This is a genomic window from Photobacterium gaetbulicola, assembly GCF_003025515.1.
GTDB classification, from domain to species: Bacteria; Pseudomonadota; Gammaproteobacteria; order Enterobacterales; family Vibrionaceae; genus Photobacterium; species Photobacterium gaetbulicola.
The window spans coordinates 1-20,025 of record NZ_PYME01000002.1; the positions used below are offsets into that span (position 1 = coordinate 1).

At 52.0% G+C, this 20,025-nt stretch carries 15 protein-coding genes and 1 pseudogene; 11 read left to right on the top strand and 5 right to left on the bottom strand.

Annotation, left to right across the window (positions count from 1 at the left end):
• Positions 1-124 precede the first annotated feature (124 nt).
• Positions 125-313: pseudogene (locus tag C9J03_RS27265) on the top strand (hypothetical protein); the annotation flags it as partial.
• On the top strand, positions 288-836 hold the full coding sequence (locus C9J03_RS01575; protein ID WP_044623847.1) for a lipocalin family protein: 549 nt from the start codon (positions 288-290) through the stop codon (positions 834-836). The pseudogene C9J03_RS27265 and the gene C9J03_RS01575, both read left to right, overlap by 26 nt.
• Positions 837-920: 84 nt before the next feature.
• Here the strand turns inward: C9J03_RS01575 and serC are convergent, their stop codons facing one another.
• Entirely contained in the window at positions 921-2,003 is a 1,083-nt protein-coding gene (serC, locus tag C9J03_RS01580; protein WP_044623848.1) for a 3-phosphoserine/phosphohydroxythreonine transaminase, read from the bottom strand.
• Positions 2,004-2,200: 197 nt separating this feature from the next.
• Positions 2,201-4,831: a DNA topoisomerase (ATP-hydrolyzing) subunit A gene (gyrA, locus tag C9J03_RS01585; RefSeq protein ID WP_044623849.1), complete on the bottom strand. Its 2,631-nt coding sequence runs from the start codon at positions 4,829-4,831 to the stop codon at positions 2,201-2,203.
• Positions 4,832-5,321: 490 nt separating this feature from the next.
• Between gyrA and C9J03_RS26580 the strand changes: the two genes are divergently transcribed.
• From C9J03_RS26580 to yfaE, 6 genes are all read left to right on the top strand, one after another.
• The gene (locus tag C9J03_RS26580) at positions 5,322-5,468 is read left to right on the top strand and encodes a hypothetical protein (RefSeq protein WP_162845538.1); all 147 of its coding nucleotides are present in this window, start codon (positions 5,322-5,324) and stop codon (positions 5,466-5,468) included.
• A gap of 328 nt (positions 5,469-5,796) precedes the next feature.
• Entirely contained in the window at positions 5,797-6,504 is a 708-nt protein-coding gene (gene ubiG, locus C9J03_RS01590) for a bifunctional 2-polyprenyl-6-hydroxyphenol methylase/3-demethylubiquinol 3-O-methyltransferase UbiG (RefSeq protein WP_044623850.1), read from the top strand.
• Between the two features lie 235 nt (positions 6,505-6,739).
• Positions 6,740-7,402 carry an HAD family hydrolase gene (locus C9J03_RS01595; protein WP_044623851.1) on the top strand — a complete coding sequence of 221 codons (663 nt, stop codon included), beginning with the start codon at positions 6,740-6,742 and terminating at the stop codon, positions 7,400-7,402.
• A gap of 398 nt (positions 7,403-7,800) precedes the next feature.
• On the top strand, positions 7,801-10,068 hold the full coding sequence (nrdA, locus tag C9J03_RS01600; protein ID WP_044623852.1) for a class 1a ribonucleoside-diphosphate reductase subunit alpha: 2,268 nt from the start codon (positions 7,801-7,803) through the stop codon (positions 10,066-10,068).
• A gap of 48 nt (positions 10,069-10,116) precedes the next feature.
• Entirely contained in the window at positions 10,117-11,250 is a 1,134-nt protein-coding gene (nrdB, locus tag C9J03_RS01605) for a class Ia ribonucleoside-diphosphate reductase subunit beta (protein ID WP_044623853.1), read from the top strand.
• Positions 11,247-11,534, top strand: a complete 288-nt coding sequence (gene yfaE / locus C9J03_RS01610) for a class I ribonucleotide reductase maintenance protein YfaE (RefSeq protein WP_044623854.1) — start codon at positions 11,247-11,249, stop codon at positions 11,532-11,534. The genes nrdB and yfaE overlap by 4 nt, the downstream gene beginning before the upstream one ends.
• Before the next feature lie 71 nt (positions 11,535-11,605).
• On the opposite strand, the gene C9J03_RS01615 is transcribed toward yfaE, so the two are convergent.
• The gene (locus C9J03_RS01615) at positions 11,606-12,826 is read right to left on the bottom strand and encodes a CinA family nicotinamide mononucleotide deamidase-related protein (protein WP_044623855.1); all 1,221 of its coding nucleotides are present in this window, start codon (positions 12,824-12,826) and stop codon (positions 11,606-11,608) included.
• A gap of 542 nt (positions 12,827-13,368) precedes the next feature.
• Here C9J03_RS01615 and C9J03_RS01620 point away from each other — a divergent pair.
• The 3 genes from C9J03_RS01620 (at position 13,369) to C9J03_RS01630 (ending at position 17,903) form a co-directional block, all read left to right on the top strand.
• Positions 13,369-14,574, top strand: coding sequence for an aromatic amino acid transport family protein (locus C9J03_RS01620; protein ID WP_044623856.1), 1,206 nt, complete (start codon positions 13,369-13,371; stop codon positions 14,572-14,574).
• A gap of 232 nt (positions 14,575-14,806) precedes the next feature.
• A complete protein-coding gene (locus C9J03_RS01625; protein WP_044623857.1) occupies positions 14,807-15,724 on the top strand; it encodes a DUF3943 domain-containing protein in 918 nt (305 codons plus the stop codon).
• 184 nt (positions 15,725-15,908) lie between these two features.
• Entirely contained in the window at positions 15,909-17,903 is a 1,995-nt protein-coding gene (locus tag C9J03_RS01630; RefSeq protein ID WP_044623858.1) for a putative bifunctional diguanylate cyclase/phosphodiesterase, read from the top strand.
• Between the two features lie 100 nt (positions 17,904-18,003).
• Here the strand turns inward: C9J03_RS01630 and C9J03_RS01635 are convergent, their stop codons facing one another.
• Both C9J03_RS01635 and C9J03_RS01640 read right to left on the bottom strand, forming a co-directional pair.
• Positions 18,004-18,732 carry a sulfite exporter TauE/SafE family protein gene (locus C9J03_RS01635; protein ID WP_044623859.1) on the bottom strand — a complete coding sequence of 243 codons (729 nt, stop codon included), beginning with the start codon at positions 18,730-18,732 and terminating at the stop codon, positions 18,004-18,006.
• Positions 18,733-19,920: a methyltransferase gene (locus tag C9J03_RS01640; RefSeq protein WP_044623860.1), complete on the bottom strand. Its 1,188-nt coding sequence runs from the start codon at positions 19,918-19,920 to the stop codon at positions 18,733-18,735.
• Between the last annotated feature and the right edge of the window lie 105 nt (positions 19,921-20,025).

The following is a 20,025-nucleotide window of genomic DNA, read 5'->3' on the forward strand; positions in this document are numbered from 1 at the left end:
AACCCCATGAAGCTGGAATACGTTTTTCGCTAAGTCGATACCGACAGTTGTCATCGTCATGCTCGTTCTCCTTTCCCGCAGTTACCGCCATAGTAGACGGCTGAGAGAGGGGCGACCATTCCATTATGATGGCCATGCTACGTTTAATGCAGGATACGGTTGTGGGCTGGTGATCGTTGAGCGAATTTGCGAACGTATGGGATGGGAGTTTACCCCCGTCGACGACAGCGCGAAATTCACCACCACATTGGTCTTCACTTCCCCACCTCAGGCAAGGAGCGAGGAACATGGTAAGCATTTTGGCGCGGTGTAATTTATCCAGGCTAACTTTAGCAGGGCTATGGGTGCTACTGTCGGGCTGTACCGGGATGCCGCCGTCGATCGAGCCCGTGTCACCGTTTGATGTACAGCGCTACCTCGGTACCTGGTACGAAATCGCGCGGCTCGACCATAGCTTCGAGCGTGGCCTCAGTAATGTCAGTGCCGTCTATAGCCGCAATGATGACGGCTCGATAACGGTACTCAACCGAGGGTTTGATACCGAAGAGCAGCAGTGGCAGCAAGCCGATGGCCGGGCGGTGTTTGTCGATGACGATAGCCAGGGCCACCTCAAGGTCTCTTTCTTCGGCCCCTTCTACAGCAGTTATGTGGTGTTCTTTCTCGAGCCGGACTACTCCGTTGCCCTCGTCAGCGGCTACAGCACTGACTATCTGTGGTTGCTAGCCAGAGAGCCCGTATTGGATCAGACACAGGTATCCCGTTACGTCGCGATTGCTGACAAGGCCGGGTTCGACACCGATAAACTGATCTATCCGAGGCAATCTCGCCATCCGTGATGACAAAAAGCACGCTGCAAATACAAACAAAGCCGCTATTCGCGGCTTTATTCGTCATTAGCGATAGCCCGTTAGACACGGCGACTAAGCATTCTCCAGCTCGAATTGCTTCATGAAATCGACCAATGTCTGAACACCTTCGATCGGCATCGCGTTGTAAATCGAGGCACGCATACCGCCGACTGCGCGGTGGCCCTTCAGCGCTTTCAAACCGGCGGCATCCGCTTGCTCCAGGAACAAGGCATCCAGTGCTGGATTCTTGAGCTGGAACGGTACATTCATCAATGAGCGATTGTCCGGGTGGACATCGTTGCGGTAGAAGTCCGACTGGTCGATGTAGTCATACAGTACATCGGCCTTGGCGATATTGCGCTGCGCCATGGCTTCCACACCACCGAGCTCCTTGAGCCACTTGAACACCTCGCCAGCCAGGTACCAAGCAAAGGTCGGCGGGGTATTGAACATCGACTCTTTGTCGACCTGCACGCTGTAATCCAAAATGCTCGGCAGGATAGATTTCGCCTTACCGAGCAAGTCATCACGCACAATCACGATGGTCAGGCCAGCAGGACCGATGTTTTTCTGCGCCCCGGCATAAATGACACCGTACTTCGACACATCGATAGGGCGAGACAGGATAGTCGACGACATATCCGCCACAATAGGCTTGTCCGTTACCGGCAGATCGCGGATTTCAATACCATCAATGGTTTCATTGGGGCAGAAATGGACAAAGGCAGCATCGCCAGACAGTGGCCACTCGGCCGCTGGCAGGATCGCTTTCTTGCCGTCGCGATCGCAGGTGATATCAACAATGTTCGGCTGGCAGTATTTCGCCGCTTCCTCGGCGGCGCTGTGCGCCCAGTAGCCTCCATCCATATAGTCGGCGCTATCTGCCTCACCCAACAAATTCATCGGTACCGCTGCAAACTGGGCACGAGCACCACCATGGCAGAACAAGACATGGTAGTTGTCAGGGATGGACAGCAGGTCGCGCAGGTCTTGCTCGGACTGTTTGGCCACCGCAATGAACTCCTTGCCGCGGTGGCTGATTTCCATCACCGAGGTACCAAGATCATTCCAATCAACAAGTTCTTGTTGGGCCTTTTTCAATACGTCTGCCGGGATCATCGCTGGGCCGGCGCAAAAGTTATAAACGTTGTCCATGGTGTAAGACGTGCTCCTGCTGGAAAAACATAAGGTTGTGGTCAAAGTTGTGACTTAGGTCTGTTTTACACCTTTATAGCGGTGCTGAAAAGAGGCTAAGGGAAATTAGTCTGGCTTTGCCTTGCCGGTGAGCTTCGGACATAAAAAAACGCAGCCTAGAGGCTGCGCTTTTGTCAGAGTAACTAACTACTTAGTTATTACTGCTCAGAAGAGTCGTCTGCTTCGCTGTCGGCAGCTGGCGTTTCGCCCTCTGCTGGTGCTTCACCTTCGACCAGTTCCGCATCTTCGATAAGCTCGTCTTCTTCCGGCTCGTCGATACGCTGCAGACCAACAACCTGCTCGTCTTCTGCGGTACGGATCAGGGTGACACCCTGAGTGTTACGGCCGACACGGCTCACCTCAGCCACGCGGGTACGAACCAGCGTACCACCGTTGGTGATCATCATGAACTCGTCGCCGTCTTCGACCTGAACAGCACCAACTACGCTACCGTTACGCTCAGAGACCTTGATAGAGACAACGCCCTGGGTCGCACGGCTCTTCGCTGGGTACTCTTCCAGCTCGGTACGCTTACCGTAGCCATTTTCGGTTACGGTTAGAACGTCGCCTTCGTTGTGCGGAACAATCAAGGAGACAACCTTGTCGCTTTCAGCCAGCTTGATACCGCGAACACCCGCCGCCGTACGGCCCATGCCACGCACCTGCTCTTCAGAGAAGCGAACAACCTTACCGGCTTTCGAGAACAGCATGATGTCATCGCTGCCTTCGGTGATATCCACACCGATCAGCGAGTCACCGTCACGAAGGTTAACGGCGATGATACCTGCGCTACGAGGACGGCTGAAGTCAGTCAGCGGGGTCTTCTTAACGGTACCGTCAGCAGTCGCCATAAAGATAAACTTGTCGGCTGCGTATTCCTTCACTGGTAGGATAGCGGTAATACGCTCACCTTCTTCCAGCGGCAGGATATTGACAATCGGCTTACCACGGGCGGTGCGGCTTGCCAGCGGCAGCTGGTACACCTTCAGCCAGTACATACGGCCGCGGCTTGAGAAGCATAGAATCGTGTCGTGGGTATTGGCCACCAGCAGACGCTCGATGAAGTCTTCATCCTTCATGCGCGTTGCCGCTTTACCTTTACCACCACGGCGCTGTGCTTCGTAGTCGCTCAGAACCTGGTACTTAACGTAACCTTCGTGAGAAAGGGTGACAACCACGTCTTCCTGGTTGATCAGATCTTCCAGATCGATGTCGTGGCTTGCTGCGGTGATTTCAGTACGGCGAACATCATTGAACTGCTCTTTAACCAGTTCAAGTTCTTCGCGGATCACTTCCATCAAACGCTCAGAGCTTGCAAGGATGTGCATTAGCTCAGCGATTTCTTCCAGCAGCGTTTTGTATTCGCCAAGGATTTTCTCGTGCTCTAGACCAGTCAGCTTGTGTAGACGAAGGTCCAGAATCGCTTGTGCTTGCTGTTCGGTCAAGTAGTACTGACCGTCGCGGATACCGTATTGCTCTTCCAGCCATTCTGGACGAGCGGCATCAGTGCCCGCACGCTCAAGCATCGCGGCAACGTTGCCAAGATCCCAACCGCGTGCAACCAGGCCAGCTTTCGCTTCTGCCGGGGTCGGCGCGTTTCTGATCAGCTCGATGATTTCATCGATGTTGGCCAGTGCCAGTGCCAAACCTTCAAGGATATGGGCACGTTCACGGGCTTTGCGTAGTTCGTAGATAGTACGGCGAGTCACCACTTCACGTCGGTGGTTCACGAAGCACTTCAACATCTCTTTCAGGTTGAAGGTCTTCGGCTGGCCGTTGTCCAGTGCCACCATGTTGATACCGAATGTGGTCTGCAACTGGGTCTGTGCGTAAAGGTTGTTCAGCACTACCTCACCCACAGCATCACGCTTACACTCGATAACAATGCGCATACCATCTTTATCAGATTCGTCGCGCAGGGCACTGATCCCTTCTACCTTCTTGTCTTTCACCAGCTCGGCGATCTTTTCGATCAGTCGGGCTTTGTTGACCTGGTATGGGATTTCAGTAACAACAATGGTCTCTTTGCCATTCTTGTCAGCTTCAATTTCCGCTTTCGAACGCAGGTAGATCTTGCCGCGGCCAGTCTTGTAGGCATCAACGATACCCTTGCGGCCACTGATCATCGCGGCAGTCGGGAAATCGGGACCCGGGATGTATTCCATCAGCTGATCAATGGTGATGTCTTCATCATTGATATAAGCCAAGCAACCATCGATCACTTCACCAAGGTTGTGAGGTGGAATATTCGTTGCCATACCAACGGCGATACCCGATGAACCGTTAACCAGCAGGTTCGGGATCTTCGTCGGCAGTACCGCAGGGATCTGCTCGGTACCGTCATAGTTAGGAACGTAATCTACCGTCTCTTTGTCCAGATCAGCCAACAGTTCATGGGCGATCTTGGCCATACGTACTTCGGTATAACGCATTGCCGCGGCAGAGTCGCCGTCAATCGAACCGAAGTTACCCTGACCATCTACCAGCATGTAACGAAGAGAGAAAGGTTGCGCCATACGTACGATGGTGTCGTAAACCGCGCTATCACCGTGCGGGTGATATTTACCGATTACGTCACCAACCACACGGGCAGATTTTTTGTATGCTTTATTCCAGTCATTGCCCAGTACGTTCATCGCGAACAAGACGCGACGGTGTACCGGCTTAAGGCCATCACGCACATCAGGAAGAGCACGACCCACGATAACTGACATCGCGTAGTCGAGATACGAGCCTTTCAGCTCTTCTTCAATGTTTACGGGCGTGATCTCTTTTGCAAGATCGCTCATGGAGCCAATATCCCTCAGGTAATTTCTGTCGTATACGTATACCAAACGGCATAGTTAGCGCTAAAACGGGCTGAGAGCCAGCCTAAGGCGATATCTATAACGTCTGGTACCATACGTGCAAGGTGCGAGAATATAGCATATTTCAGCCCAGATAGGCACACCTTTCACCATTATGTTGTGAGTAATTTAGCGGATTGGAAAAAAATCGAAAGCACTTATCTTAGTATTACCGTTCTGACAGCCTGTTTTTTGCTCAAAGCCTGTTTTTTATTACTTTTCTCACTTTTTATGCCAACCACACCAAATTGCAACCAATTGTAAATTATTGACCAAGATCGGAAATGCACCACTTCTCTATGACCCTGACCAAAAGCTGAACAAAAAACTGATCATTATCAATTTTGCTTCTATGCATTTAGGTACAATTAACCCGCAAGAACAAAATCTAAGATTTCAAAAATCACGAATTAGCAGTTAAGCGAGGTCAATTATGTTAGGCAGAGTAATCACCACATTAGGCATGTGTATCATCGGCGGCAAATATCTTCTTATGCTCATCATCGCAGGTATTGCAATGGCTACAGGCGGTGCACAGCCTGATATGATGCAGCTAGCCATGATAGAACCAGCTGAGTAATCCTTATGCAAACACGGAACGTTTACCAGGCTTAGAAGCGAAATGCGAAGTTAGCGCAAACAGCTCCTAAGCCTGAATTGTTTTAGGGACAGCAAAAGTTTTTTACTTCCCCCTTTTCAGCGCTGTTCTTCCTTCACCGCCCGGCTACCGCATTCTCTATTCTGTCGCTCTACTTTCTCCGGAGCGGCAGCGGCACATTAAGCCTGCCCTCCTCCACCCATTTTCAACAACACCACCATAACAAGACAATAAATTATTGCTAATACCTGCACCTTATAGAGGCTTAGGGTTATAATGCCGCTATCAGAAAGGAATATGGCAAAGATACATGACCAAGCAGTTGAATGTAGACCCAGCTGAAATCAGCAAATTCGAAGAAATGGCATCCCGTTGGTGGGATTTGGAAGGCGAATTCAAGCCGCTGCACCAGATCAACCCACTGCGTCTCAACTATGTGCTAGATAAAGCCGAAGGCCTGTTTGGCAAAAAAGTATTGGATGTCGGTTGCGGCGGTGGCATTTTGGCCGAGAGCATGGCGGTCGAAGGTGCCGAGGTTACCGGCCTTGATATGGGCAAGGAGCCATTGACCGTGGCCCGCCTGCATGCACTCGAAACCGGCACCAAACTCGAGTATGTCCAGCGCACAGCCGAAGAGCACGCCGAGCTGCACCCTGAGACCTATGATGTCGTGACCTGCATGGAGATGCTCGAGCACGTACCCGATCCGGCTTCGGTGATAGCCTCCTGCGCCAAAATGGTCAAGCCTGGCGGCCATGTTTTCTTCTCGACCCTCAACCGCAACTTTAAATCATACCTGTTTGCCATTGTCGGTGCCGAGCAATTACTCAAGCTGGTTCCCAAAGGAACGCACGATCACGAGAAATTTATCCGACCGTCTGAGCTGCTGGATATGATCGATGCCACCCCGCTACAAGACCGCCATATTACCGGTCTGCACTACAACCCGCTCACCGACCGTTACTGGCTCGGCAACAATGTCGACGTCAACTATATCGTCCATACCATCAAGCTGTAGCCATAGGTGATAGCCAATGCCCCTCGCTAGGGTATCTCGACCCTAGCGAGCTTGATGCTATTCCTGCGCCCTCCTTCCCATAGCCTCCCGCCAGTTTACCGTTGATAGCGCCGCATGCCTGGCATGGGATAATTATGACAATTAGCTGCTGGGATCGCTTTTTCGCCGGTCGCCATGTATATACTCATGGTAGATACATTAAAGCCCGCTGTTTTTGATACAAGGACATGTAGCTATGACAACCAAGAAAAAAGCGATTTTGTTCGACCTCGACGGCACCTTGCTTGATACCGCCCCGGATATGGCCGATGCCGCCAACCGGGTTCTCGCCGACTACAACCGGCCTCCGCTGTCAGAACAACAAATCCAAGCCAATACCAGCATGGGGGCCAAGGGGTTGCTGACCGCAGGGTTTGGAACGATTCCCGAGCACCTCGATTTTATGGCGCTCAGAGCGGAGTTCTTACGCTATTACCAAGAAAAAATCTGCGTCAACACCTCGCTCTACCATGGGGTAGCAGCCTTGCTGGAGCAACTGGAGGCGCGAGACGTTGCCTGGGGTATTATGACCAACAAGCCCGGTTTCCTGACCGATATGCTGCTGCCTTTCTTCCCTCCCTTGCTTCGTGCCCAAACTATTGTCTGCGGTGATACCCTCGCCGTCGCAAAGCCTCATCCTGAGCCGCTGCTCCACGCCAGCAAACTGTTGGGGATCGATCACCGAGACTGTATTTATATCGGTGACATCGAAAAAGACATGATCGCCGCCAAAGCCGCCAATATGACCGGTTATGTTGCCGGGTGGGGCTACATAGGCGACGAACACTCGCCATCAGACTGGCACGCCCGCGGTATATTGAATCACCCGAGTGATATCATCACCGTTATCTGCGACTGAAACGTGCTACTAACTAACCAAGAAATAACCAAAAAATATGAAGTTTGTCAGCACGTCCAACGCCTGCAAAAAATCAAGGATTTTTTTTTTGCAGGCGTTTTTGTTGGCCTTAAAAAATTTTGATTTTTGCTATGATATTGTCATACCTGCGCAAATCAGTTAGTAGGCACCAACTTAATTTTATGAATCCCCATGTTATCCACAGCCGGTTAAAAATTACCGTCTTGCATTACCCTGCCCTCACCACTATCTTGTAACACTACAAGCTCAACACCCCAATATGTAGTGTTTTAATCAGCAATCAGAAACCTAACAAAGATCACAATCTTTGCTAACCTTATTGCTAAAACTTACAAAAAAGCACTGCTACTGATGGAAATCTGGGAAAACGACCAAAAATGAATCAACAGCTCACTGTTACCAAGCGTGATGGACGCAAAGAAAGTATCGATCTAGACAAAATCCACCGAGTCATCACTTGGGCCGCCGAAGGCCTAGAAAACGTCTCGGTGTCTCAGGTCGAACTCAAATCTCACATTCAGTTCTATGAAGGGATCAAAACTGAAGATATCCACGAAACCATCATTAAAGCAGCAGCTGATCTGATCTCTGAAGAAACGCCGGACTACCAGTATCTGGCAGCCCGTCTGGCTATCTTCCACCTGCGCAAAAAAGCCTACGGCCAGTTCGAACCACCAAAGCTGTATGACCACGTCACCAAGCTTGTTGAAAAAGGCAAGTACGACAAGCATTTGTTGGAAGACTACAGCAAAGAAGAATTTGATCTGATGGATAACTACATCGATCACTGGCGTGATATGAACTTCTCTTACGCTGCCGTTAAGCAGTTGGAAGGTAAGTACCTGGTTCAGAACCGTGTAAGCGGTGAAATCTTCGAAAGTGCCCAGTTCCTGTACATGATGATCGCCGCTTGCCTGTTCGGCAAATACCCGCGCGACACCCGTATGGACTACATCAAGCGCTTCTACGATGCCGTCTCCCAGTTCAAGGTGTCACTCCCGACACCGATTATGTCGGGTGTTCGTACCCCAACTCGCCAGTTCAGCTCATGTGTTCTGATCGAGTGTGACGACAGCCTGGATTCGATCAACGCAACATCAAGCGCTATCGTGCGTTACGTGTCTCAGCGTGCCGGTATCGGCATCAACGCTGGCCGTATCCGAGCCCTGGGCTCAGAGATCCGAGGTGGTGAAGCTTTCCACACCGGTTGTATCCCGTTCTACAAGTACTTCCAGACTGCGGTTAAGTGCTGTTCTCAAGGTGGCGTACGTGGCGGTGCCGCCACGTTGTTCTACCCAATGTGGCACGGCGAAGTGGAGTCCCTGCTAGTACTGAAGAACAACCGTGGTGTTGAAGAAAACCGTGTCCGTCACATGGACTACGGCGTACAGATCAACAAACTGATGTACACCCGCCTGATCAAGGGCGAAAACATCAGCCTGTTCTCTCCATCTGACGTTCCGGGCCTATACGATGCCTTCTTCGCAGACCAAGACGAATTCGAGCGCCTGTACGTGAAATACGAGCAGGACAGCAGCATCAAGCGCAAGAGCATCAAGGCGATCGAGCTGTTCTCGCTACTGATGCAAGAGCGTGCTTCAACCGGCCGTATCTACGTACAGAACGTCGACCACTGTAATACTCACAGCCCGTTCGACCCAAGCGTGGCACCAATCCGCCAGTCTAACCTGTGTCTGGAAATTGCACTACCGACCAAGCCACTGAACAACGTGGAAGACGAAAACGGTGAAATTGCCCTGTGTACGCTATCTGCGTTCAACCTTGGCGCAATCGACTCACTGGACGACCTTGAAGAGTTGGCTGATTTGACCGTACGTGCGCTGGATGCACTGCTTGACTATCAGGATTACCCACTGCCTGCAGCTTACCGTTCAACGATGAACCGCCGTACTCTGGGTGTAGGCGTGATCAACTTCGCTTACTACCTGGCGAAGAACGGTGTTCGCTACTCTGACGGCAGCGCAAACAACCTGACCCACGAAGCGTTCGAAGCGATCCAGTACTACCTATTGAAAGCGTCTTTGGGGCTAGCGAAAGAGCAAGGTGCATGTCCGGCATTCAACGAGACTACCTACGCTCAGGGTATTCTGCCTATCGATACCTACAAGAAAGATATTGATAAAGTATGCACTGCCGAGCTACGTTACGACTGGGAAACGCTGCGTGAGGAGATCAAGACCCACGGCCTGCGAAACTCAACGCTGTCTGCACTGATGCCATCAGAGACATCTTCGCAGATCTCGAATGCCACCAACGGCATCGAACCACCACGTGGTTACGTATCGGTGAAAGCATCGAAAGACGGTATCCTAAAGCAAGTTGTGCCTGAGTACAGCAAGTACAAGGACAACTACGAGCTGCTATGGAATATCGGCAGCAACGACGGTTACCTGCAGCTGGTTGGTATCATGCAGAAATTCATCGACCAGGCGATTTCGGCAAACACCAACTACGACCCGAGCCAGCAGCCAGGCGGAAAAGTGCCGATGAAACTGTTGCTAAAAGACCTGCTAACAGCGTATAAACTCGGCGTGAAAACCTTGTACTACCACAACACCCGTGACGGCGCTTCTGATAGCCAGGGCGATGTGGGCGCAGACGACTGCACAAGCTGCAAGATTTAATGATTTGAAACGGTGGGAGCTTCGGCTCCCATTGATGTTGAGGATAAGATGGCATACAGCACTTTCTGTCAAACCAATAACGACCAACTAAAAGAGCCAATGTTCTTTGGCCAGCCTGTCAACGTTGCGCGTTACGACCAACAAAAATTTGAGATTTTCGAAAAGCTGATCGAAAAACAGCTTTCCTTCTTCTGGCGTCCAGAAGAAGTGGATGTGTCCGGCGACCGTATCGATTACAACAACCTGCCGGACCACGAGCGCCACATTTTTATCAGCAACCTGAAGTACCAGACGTTACTGGATTCAATCCAGGGCCGTAGCCCGAACGTCGCGCTGCTGCCGATTGTCTCTATCCCTGAGTTGGAAACCTGGATTGAGACCTGGTCTTTCTCCGAGACGATCCACTCGCGCTCATACACCCATATCATCCGTAATATCGTTAACGATCCGGCGGTTGTATTCGACGATATCGTCGGTAATGAGCATATCATCAAGCGTGCTGGCGATATTTCCAAGTACTACGATGCTCTGATCGCCGCAACCAACGATTACCACCGCTTGGGTGAAGGTAGCCACACCATCAATGGCGAAACCATCACGGTCAACCTGCGAGACATCAAGAGAAAACTCTACCTTTGCATGATGTCGGTGAATGCGCTGGAAGCGATCCGCTTCTATGTTAGCTTCGCCTGTTCGTTCGCGTTCGCCGAGCGTGAATTGATGGAAGGTAACGCGAAAATCATCAAGCTGATCGCCCGTGACGAAGCGCTTCACCTAACCGGTACCCAGCATATCCTGAACCTGCTGCGCACCGGCCAGGACGATCCTGAAATGGCGGAAATTGCCCAGGAGTGCAAGGAGGAGTGTTTTGCCATCTTCCGCGATGCTGCCGAGCAGGAAAAAGAGTGGGCTGAGTACCTGTTCAAAGACGGTTCGATGATCGGCCTGAACAAAGACATCCTGTGCCAGTATGTTGAGTACATTACCAACTTGCGTATGGCTGCTGTTGGCCTAGAGCACGCCTACCCTGGTGCGACACAGAACCCGATCCCTTGGATCAACTCTTGGCTGTCATCTGACAACGTCCAGGTTGCCCCTCAGGAAGCCGAGATCAGTTCTTACCTGGTTGGCCAGATCGACAATGATGTCAGCGCCGATGACCTAGGTGACTTCGAGCTATGAGCCGAGTCGCCATTCGCGTCAATGGTATTGAGGTTCACGGCAACAGCCGTGAGCCTCTGCTCACCCAATTGGAAAAAGCGGGTTTTCAGCCTGAATACCAATGCCGTAACGGTATGTGCGGCGCCTGCCGCTGCAAATTGCGATCCGGCGCGGTCGACCAGCAAGACTCGATGGCGTTTATCGCCCCCAACGAAGTACTGGCCTGTTGCTCAGTGCCCAAAAGCAATGTCGAGGTCGAGTTCGATTACCAACTGCAACAGCAAGCACGACAAGCCAACCTTTGATCCCCGCCTTAAGGGGGCTTATCTCCCAGACAACGGCCGTACCCGCCCAGCCGATACCCAATAGATAGCAATCAGTTTTTATTTTCTATCTGCGCGATACGCTGCAGTGATTCCGAATGGCCAAACACCGGTTTTCCTTCCAGCCAGCGACGGAGCATGTCGAGGCCGAGGGCAGCCAACACATGGCGGTGATCACGCTCGGCATAGCGGCGTTTGGTCGTCACTTGCTGCGCCCATTCCCCTTCGGGAGTCACCAATGCCACCACCACAGCACCGTCTTGCCCGGTCCCCACAGCCAAACCAATATCCGCTTGATTTTTCTCCCGAGCAGCCTGCGCCAGTGACAAAGCAGCCTCTAGCGGTAACTTGGCGGTATGCTCAGGAGCATCATCTCGCCCCAACACCCAGGACTGCGCGATTTGCTCTGCAAATCGTATGTCATCATGCAGCCAACTGGTCAGAAAACCGCCGGTATAGTGCTCGGCTAGCGCAAGCGAATACCCACTTTTTTCAATGAGCTCGCCAACCGCCCCCAGCAAAGGCTGGTTATGGCCAACCAGGTTATCACCTAGCCGGCTGGCAATGACTGCCACCAATGCCCCGGTTTGTCGGTGCTCTGGCGGACAGAACACCTTCACTTCAATAAACGGGATCGCTGAGCGGTAACCTAGCTCAAAGCCTTCTGGCAGCGCAATGGGTTGCAACGACTGGCCAATGACCGATTCCGACAAACCAAACGTGTACAGCCGAACACATTCCCTGGCACTGGTGGAATAACTTTCCTCCAGCCGCGGCAAGACTTGCTCATGGGTCATTTTCTTAAACTCGCTTGGCACGCCGGGGGTAAAGAAAACCCAGGCCCGGTTAATCTGCATCGCAAACCCGCAGGCAGTGCCGATAGGGTTATCCAAGACTTCCGCCCCCTCCGGCAGCATAGCCTGCTTGAGGTTGGTCTCGGGCATCTCGCGCCCCAAATTGGCATATTTCTGTTCCATTGCTTCGACCCACTCGTCGACCAACGCCAGCCCAACGTTGGCCGCAATAGCTGCGGCTTGAGCGGTCAAGTCATCGGTTGTCGGCCCCAAACCGCCATTGACAATCACCACATCGGCAGTGAGGCTGCAATGCTCAATTTCTGTCGCCAAAACCTCAAGCTGATCGCCCACCGTAGTCCGCCGCAACAGAGGGAAACCGCGCTGAAAGAACAGTGCCGACAACCAAGCGGCATTGGTGTCAGTAATATCGCCGTGAAGCACTTCTTCACCCGTACTTATCATTGCTACTTTCAGCATATCTGCTCCTGTGATATCACCGGCGGCAGCCTTGCTCACTGACCAAAGGTGCCACGTATCATTATTCTTACTTCACCCGACTTGCTATTACCGTAAAGGCTTTCCAACTGGCAACTCCAACGGATACTGCTTATTCAAGCATATCTCCTGCTATTTCAGCACGTTATTTTTCACCAAGATCATCCGATGCCGGACATTATCGCATCAAGACAGAATAAAACGCCACAACCGTAAACATTACATTACACCAAAAAACACAAAAGTTGACAGTCATATCCAATCGCTATATTGTTCACAACCAGAGGTAAGCCTTACCAAAAGGCTTTAAACCGCCATTTATTACTACTGGAATTGAATTAAGCCATGAAAAAACACCCAACAAGCACTTTCTATCGATAGCCGCAATGGCTAAGTAGTGTGTAAACAAAAAATGACACCTCATTGCCATTGTGGCCCTCTTGATGGATGAAAAGGGAGTAACCACAGGTGCAAACACCGCCTCCCGAGCACAAACCTATTGAATACTCGGAGCAATTAACCCCATGTCTATGAACAAGACTTTCGGCAGTATGCTGATCATCGCCGGTACAACCATCGGCGCAGGCATGCTAGCCCTTCCCCTGGCCTCGGCCGGACTTGGCTTTACCACTGCCACCTTGATCATGTTCGGTATTTGGTCATTGATGACCTACACCGCACTGTTAATGTTAGAAGTGCATCAGTACGCCGATCACCAAGCCACACTGAACTCACTGGCCCGCGATCTACTTGGCAAAAAAGGCCAGTTCCTGGCCAATTTTGCCGTATGCTTTCTGATGTACTCGCTGTGTGCGGCGTACATTGCCGGCGGAGGTGGTCAACTCAACGACAAACTCAATAACTGGGTAGGGTTGGAAGTCTCGGCACAGACCAGCACCGTATTTTTTACTCTGGTGATTGCCAGCATTGTGGCGATAGGTACTCACTCGGTCGATATGGTTAACCGAGTACTGTTTACCCTGAAGGTGATTGCCTTAGTGGTCATGCTTAGCTTGCTGGCGCCAAATGTCGAAGGCGGCTACCTGGTCAATATGCCGGTTGAAAAAGGCCTGATCATTTCGGCACTGCCCGTCATCTTTACCTCGTTTGGTTTTCACGGCAGTATTCCATCTATCGTGCGCTACATCGGCTTGGATATCAGAGCCCTAAAAAAAGTGATGATCATTGGCTCATCGCTACCATTACTGATTTACATTTTCTGGCAGCTCACAAGCCAAGGCGTACTTAGCCAGCAGGATCTGATGGCGAGCAACAGCCTAGGGGCATTCATCGCCACATTAAGTGAAATGCTACACAACCCGATGGTTAGCCAGTCTGTCTCAGTGTTCGCTGACTTGGCATTGGCGACTTCGTTCTTGGGTGTCAGCTTGGGTCTGTTTGATTTTGTCGCCGACAGCTTTAAGCACAACGATAAAAAGCATGGCCGGCTACAAACGGCAGCGATGACATTTGTCCCACCACTGGCTTTTGCTTTGTTCTACCCGCAAGGTTTTATCACGGCGCTAGGCTTTGCAGCTATCGCTCTGGTGATCTTGGCAATTTTCCTACCCGTGGCCATGGTCAGTGCCCAGCGTAAGCAGCTCAAAGCGGCAGATGGCTACCAGGTAGCCGGTGGTAAGCCCGCCCTACTTGCTGCAACCGGGGCCGGTATCCTCATTATTACCGCCCAGCTTCTGCAGATGGCAGGCGTGATCCCGGCAGTAGGATAACAGCTGTCCCAGCGGCAAGCGTCTTCGCTTGCCGCTCGCAGGCCTTACACCTGAAAATAAATTGAACAAAATAATTTATTCTGGCAATCATTCATATAAATTGGTGTTTTTTACAATTTTTTTGCACAAACTTGTGCGATTTTAATCCATAGCCACTAGGAATTTTTTATCATTTCAGTGATACTTCCCACACTTTTTATCCTATCCACCTTGATCTATTGCGGAGCGTATCTTGCGCACTTCACTTCTATCAACTCTAGCCTTGGGGATTGCCGTTAGCACCCCCGCATTCGCATGGAATGAGAATGCCGACTTGGGTGCTTACCAGCAGCACACCTTTTTAAACAGCTATGCGACCCAGCCAGCTCAGCAGCTGGGATTTGCCAACGAATACCAGTACGCAGCCATGGATCAAGGACTGACGCTGCAAGCTGCGCTCGCCGAACCGACGACCTACAATTTGCCGAAACATTTATCCGTCGCGCCGGAAAAAGATTGGGATTACCTACTGGAGCAGTCATACACCATTTTTGGTTTGAGCGTTGCAACCGTCGGGTTGATGACCCTGTTGCCCGAGAGTGTCACCAACTGGGACCCAGAAGATACCAACTTAAGTGGCTTGGGCAGAAAGTGGTGGGACAATGTTAAAGCCGGGCCCGTGTGGGACAAAGACGATCACTACCTGAACTACATCATGCACCCATACTTCGGCGGTGTTTACTACACGGCAGCCCGCCATTCCGGGTTTAACGAGTGGGAGTCATTCCTGTATTCGGCCACCATGTCGACGTTCTTCTGGGAGTACGGGGTGGAAGCCTTTGCCGAAGTCCCATCCATCCAGGATATCATTGTCACACCGCTATTCGGTGCGGCGGTGGGTGAGTGGATGTTCCAGACAGAAATGGAGATCACCGCCAATCGTGGCAAAGTCATGGGTTCAAAAACCATGGGCGACGTCAGCCTGTTCCTGCTCAACCCTGTTGGCCATATCCACTACTGGGTAACTGACTGGTGGCGAGGCGACGCCGATGTCAGCCTCACTTACACACCGTGGTTCGGCAATACCGAGGCCGCCAGCTTCGCCCTTGATGCCGGGGCTGCTTACGATCCGGTCTTCGTAGGCCTAGAACTAAAACTGGCCCTGCAGTAAGCAAAAATGACGGATAGCAAAAAAGTGCGACCTCTATCGCCTTTTTTGCTATTTTTCAAGAAATTACATATTTTATTTCATATTTCGTGAAGAAGTGTCACGATTTTATACCGCATGCATATTTAGAACGCCGTTTTTGATATAGCATCTGACAAATATCACAATAAATAACAAAGCCTTGGTGATGAACCAAAATTTTTCTCTGTTAGAGTTCCTGCAGATACCTGTATGGATTTTCGATATTCACCAAAAACGCATTCTCTGGGCAAACTCCGCCGCATTGCCATTGTGGGAAGCGAAAAGTACCGACGAACTCACGGCCCGTGATCTCAGCCTAGACATGTCCGAAGCAGTTGATGCCATACTGGATGGTTACCTCAGCCGTTTTCAGCAGGGTGAGAAAATCAAGACCTGGTGGTACTTCTCACCTAACGATGTCATTAAAAAAGCATTATGTTATTTTTCAGGCATGCCTGGTCCTGATGGCAATACTGTCATGCTGGTCGAGGTGATCGCTGAAGAAGCCAGCCTACGCCGTGAACTGGCGTTCTCAGGCAGCTCAAACCTCGCCTTGCTGTTCGATGAAAGCGGTCACCTGATCAGTGCCAACAACTCTTTTACCCACTCTTTTGGTGAAGATCTCAAAGATTTGGCCAGCTTTTTAGGTGATGCCCAACTAGCTGATAAATGGCTCGCGGCGGCCCGCCATGAAGGGATTCTCAAAGCCAAGCGCCTGTGCTGGACCGGAAAAAGCCACCACTGGCTCAATATCGACGGCAAGTGGCTCACTGATAAGCACCAGTTACTCCTGAGCTTGATCAACATCAGCCAAGAAAAAGAGCAACTCCACAAAGCCAAATACAATGCCGAGCATGATTTTCTGACCGGGCTCCTCAACCGCCGCGGTATCACCAACGCCATTGTCGAAAACCAGCACAGTCAGCATCCCTATAGCCTATTATTCCTCGATATAGATGGCTTCAAACTGGTCAATGATACCTACGGCCATGCCATTGGTGACAAACTGCTGCGGGCCATCGCCATCCGCTTGCAAGAAGAGGTGAAATTCAAGGGATTACTGGCGCGATTTGGCGGCGATGAATTTATCGTTCAAGCTGAGCACCGGAATATCGAGAACTCGGCAATGTTTGCCAAGCAGCTGATCAAAGCCCTTAACCGTCCTTTTCACCTCAAAGAGGTAGGCGAACTATCCATTGGTTGCAGCATCGGCACCTCAGACTACCCGTCTGATGCCAAGGATATCGAAACCTTGGTAACCCAGGCGGATATGGCTATGCACCGTGCCAAGCTGCGCGGGCGCAACCGCAGCCATCACTTCTCGCCCGATATGGCAGATGCTCTCTATCGCAAAATGACTCTGCGTCACCACCTGACACTGGCCCTGGAAGCAGACGCTTTCGAACTCTACTACCAGCCGATAGTTGATATTAAGTCGAAATCACTCAAAGGTTTCGAAGCCCTGATCCGCTGGCACGACGAGGAGCTGGGGCAAGTCTCCCCCGGCGAGTTCATCCCGTTGGCCGAAGAGACCGGCCAAATCGTCCCGCTGGGTAAATGGATTCTCAAAACGGCCTGTAAGCAACTGGCATTATGGCGGGAGAAATATGGCAAGGCGTTTATTATGAGCGTCAACCTTTCCCGCGCCCAGCTACAATCGAGTCTAGCCCCCACCATCGAAGGATTGCTCAATCGCTACCAGATCCCCCCTTCGCAGCTGGCCTTGGAGCTCACCGAGTCCACCATGCTGCAGGAGTACGATGAAGCCAAGCAATGCCTCGATGATCTGGCCTCTCTGGGCATAGAGCTTTATCTCGACGACTTCGGTACGGGCTACTCTTCCTTGTCGCAGCTGCAGGATTTGCCTATCAGTACCGTTAAGCTGGATCAGAGCTTTGTCCAGGGGGAACATAAAGGCAGCCAGGCCATTATTGAGGCGACCCAGGCTATCTGCGAAAAACTGGCGCTCAAAGTGGTGGCTGAAGGTGTCGAGACCGAAGCGCAACTGCGTTACTTGCAGCAGTGCCGCTTCGACTTCTGCCAAGGCTACTACCTTGGCCGCCCAATGCCAGCCCATGAGCATGAGGATCGCAATTTCTCATTGCTCAACACTATTCCGGAAGCCCCTCTACAAGAGCAAAAGCCAGAGGTGGTGCAGTAGTATTTCGCGCCTGCCAAATTAGTAATAAGGCCAGTCAGTGACTGGCCTTATTACTGTTTACCACCTTGTGCACAAGGATTGTCCAAGCCTTCCCGTGCCGCTAGACAAATTTCGGTGCCATTCCCTGCCAAATGGCAATCACCCCAGAGACCGAGCACAGCACCAGCAAGGCATAGCGCAGCCACTCGGCCCGGATCAAATGCTGGATCCGGTAGGCAAACAAACTGGCCAAGATAGGCGCAGGCATGATCATCATGCCGTATTTGAAATGCCACCAGCTAAAGTGCCCTGTCGCGGTCAGGGCGAGCAACGAAAGGATGCTGCTAAAGGTGAAATAGCCCGCCAGATTGGCCCTGAGCTTGCCGGCCTCGGCATGTTGCAGTACCAGAGCCATAGGCGGACCACCGATGGCCGTTGACGTCCCCATCAGACCCGAGGCAAACCCAGCCCAAAACAAAGCCTTCGGCGTTGGCCTGATCCTCACTTTGAGCAAACTGATCACCACCGCCAGTAAGACCCCAGCGCCGAGCACCAAGGCCAGCGACTCGGCAGTGATATACAGTAACAACCCCCCAGCAACAATCGTCCCCGGTACCCGGCCAACAAATGCCGCTCCCAACCCGCGAAACGACACCTGAGAGCGGTACTGCCACATGTTGATCAATGCCAGTACCAAGCCAACCAGGGTAATGGTGCCAGGCACAAACCGGGGCTCAAAGAAATACACAATGGGTGCGGCAACAATGGCCATACCGAACCCCACGGTACTTTGCACAAAGCACCCAGCCGCCAGGGCCATAGCGCAATAGACTAATGTGCTGGTATCCATTTAATCCTGTCGCTCCGCATGAATCATAATATTACGTGGGGTAGTTGGCTTGTCGCAGAAAGTTCCGACCGTCACTGTATAGCCCGCCTCTTCCATAAAGCATGCCCGGTCATAAACCAGCCACATCTCCAAAGGTCGGCGGAACAGCTGGCGCAGCAACTCCAACCGCTCGACCCAGTCAAAGCGCTGCTCACCGACACGCTGCCAATGGGCATAGTCAATCGTATCCGGCAGTACCACCCCTTTTTGCTCTGCAGCCCAACGGCAGAAAGCCTCAAAGCCCTCATTGAACAAGGCCTTCTGGACATTGGGGACCGGCAGGTAATCGTCTTGCCCGGTCACGCAGCGTTGCAGGCTGTCAAAGCCAAGTCGGAAACTCACCTCAACAAAGCGGAGATTTCGAACTCGGTTGCCCGCGGTCACCGTCTCCTGCAGCGGCAGCCGGAGATCATGCTTGCTCAGTATTAATTCGCTTTGTTGCGCCAGCGTCGACATCGGCTGGTAGGCTCGCGCCCGGATAAGGTGATAACAGCAAGGGGAAACACTGACTGCTTGCCCCCGGCACTCGGCCACGCGCTGCAACAACGAGACGTGCAGATCCCCACAGGCATGCAAAGCAACCGCATGCTGCTTGGATAAAATATATTTGCCGCTCTGCGGTGAAAACGCATCGCCATGGACGAAGGTCATCGGCAGCCCCAGCTTCCGGGCGGCTGCATCACCGCTGTCACACAGTGCCTGCTGCCATTCCAGGCTGGTTACCGGCGTGTTGTGCGTCGCGGCCAGCACCCTTCCGAGAAACCCTTTTCCGGCGCACCACTCCAGCCATGGCAGCGACAATGCCGGCAGTACGCCGTTGAACGCCTGCAGCTGCTGCCATTTGCGGCCCGGGATCCCAGCTTCGAGACCTCGGGGCGTAGCACGCTCGACCTGAGGCAGAGCCTCAAGCGTGGCCAATTGGTGCATCGCGGCAGCCTGCGGGATCCAACGGCTCAGTGCCCCCGCGAGCAAGCCGGCATCCTGCCGAAATAGGGCGAGTTGCTGTTCATCCAACCCCAGCAGCCATTGTGTTAATACGGGGTGACGCTGCTCCCATTCGGACTGCGACGTGGAAAAGGGCATAAACTGCCACCATTCACGGGTATCCGTCAGTAGGCGATCAAGTTGGGAAAAACGCGGGGCGTGCATGGTGTACTCTTGGGTTAATCAGACAGCCCGATATTGTAAACCTAAATAGAGCAAATGGGCAGAAAGAGACCCTTTCAAGATAAGAAACAAACAGGCTGCCGAATA

Coding starts and splice junctions, on each gene's coding strand:
- C9J03_RS01575 (WP_044623847.1), top strand. CDS start 288: ATGGTAAGCATTTTGGCGCGGTGTAATTTATCCAGGCTAACTTTAGCA.
- serC (WP_044623848.1), bottom strand. CDS start 2,003: ATGGACAACGTTTATAACTTTTGCGCCGGCCCAGCGATGATCCCGGCA.
- gyrA (WP_044623849.1), bottom strand. CDS start 4,831: ATGAGCGATCTTGCAAAAGAGATCACGCCCGTAAACATTGAAGAAGAG.
- C9J03_RS26580 (WP_162845538.1), top strand. CDS start 5,322: ATGTTAGGCAGAGTAATCACCACATTAGGCATGTGTATCATCGGCGGC.
- ubiG (WP_044623850.1), top strand. CDS start 5,797: ATGACCAAGCAGTTGAATGTAGACCCAGCTGAAATCAGCAAATTCGAA.
- C9J03_RS01595 (WP_044623851.1), top strand. CDS start 6,740: ATGACAACCAAGAAAAAAGCGATTTTGTTCGACCTCGACGGCACCTTG.
- nrdA (WP_044623852.1), top strand. CDS start 7,801: ATGAATCAACAGCTCACTGTTACCAAGCGTGATGGACGCAAAGAAAGT.
- nrdB (WP_044623853.1), top strand. CDS start 10,117: ATGGCATACAGCACTTTCTGTCAAACCAATAACGACCAACTAAAAGAG.
- yfaE (WP_044623854.1), top strand. CDS start 11,247: ATGAGCCGAGTCGCCATTCGCGTCAATGGTATTGAGGTTCACGGCAAC.
- C9J03_RS01615 (WP_044623855.1), bottom strand. CDS start 12,826: ATGCTGAAAGTAGCAATGATAAGTACGGGTGAAGAAGTGCTTCACGGC.
- C9J03_RS01620 (WP_044623856.1), top strand. CDS start 13,369: ATGTCTATGAACAAGACTTTCGGCAGTATGCTGATCATCGCCGGTACA.
- C9J03_RS01630 (WP_044623858.1), top strand. CDS start 15,909: ATGAACCAAAATTTTTCTCTGTTAGAGTTCCTGCAGATACCTGTATGG.
- C9J03_RS01635 (WP_044623859.1), bottom strand. CDS start 18,732: ATGGATACCAGCACATTAGTCTATTGCGCTATGGCCCTGGCGGCTGGG.
- C9J03_RS01640 (WP_044623860.1), bottom strand. CDS start 19,920: ATGCACGCCCCGCGTTTTTCCCAACTTGATCGCCTACTGACGGATACC.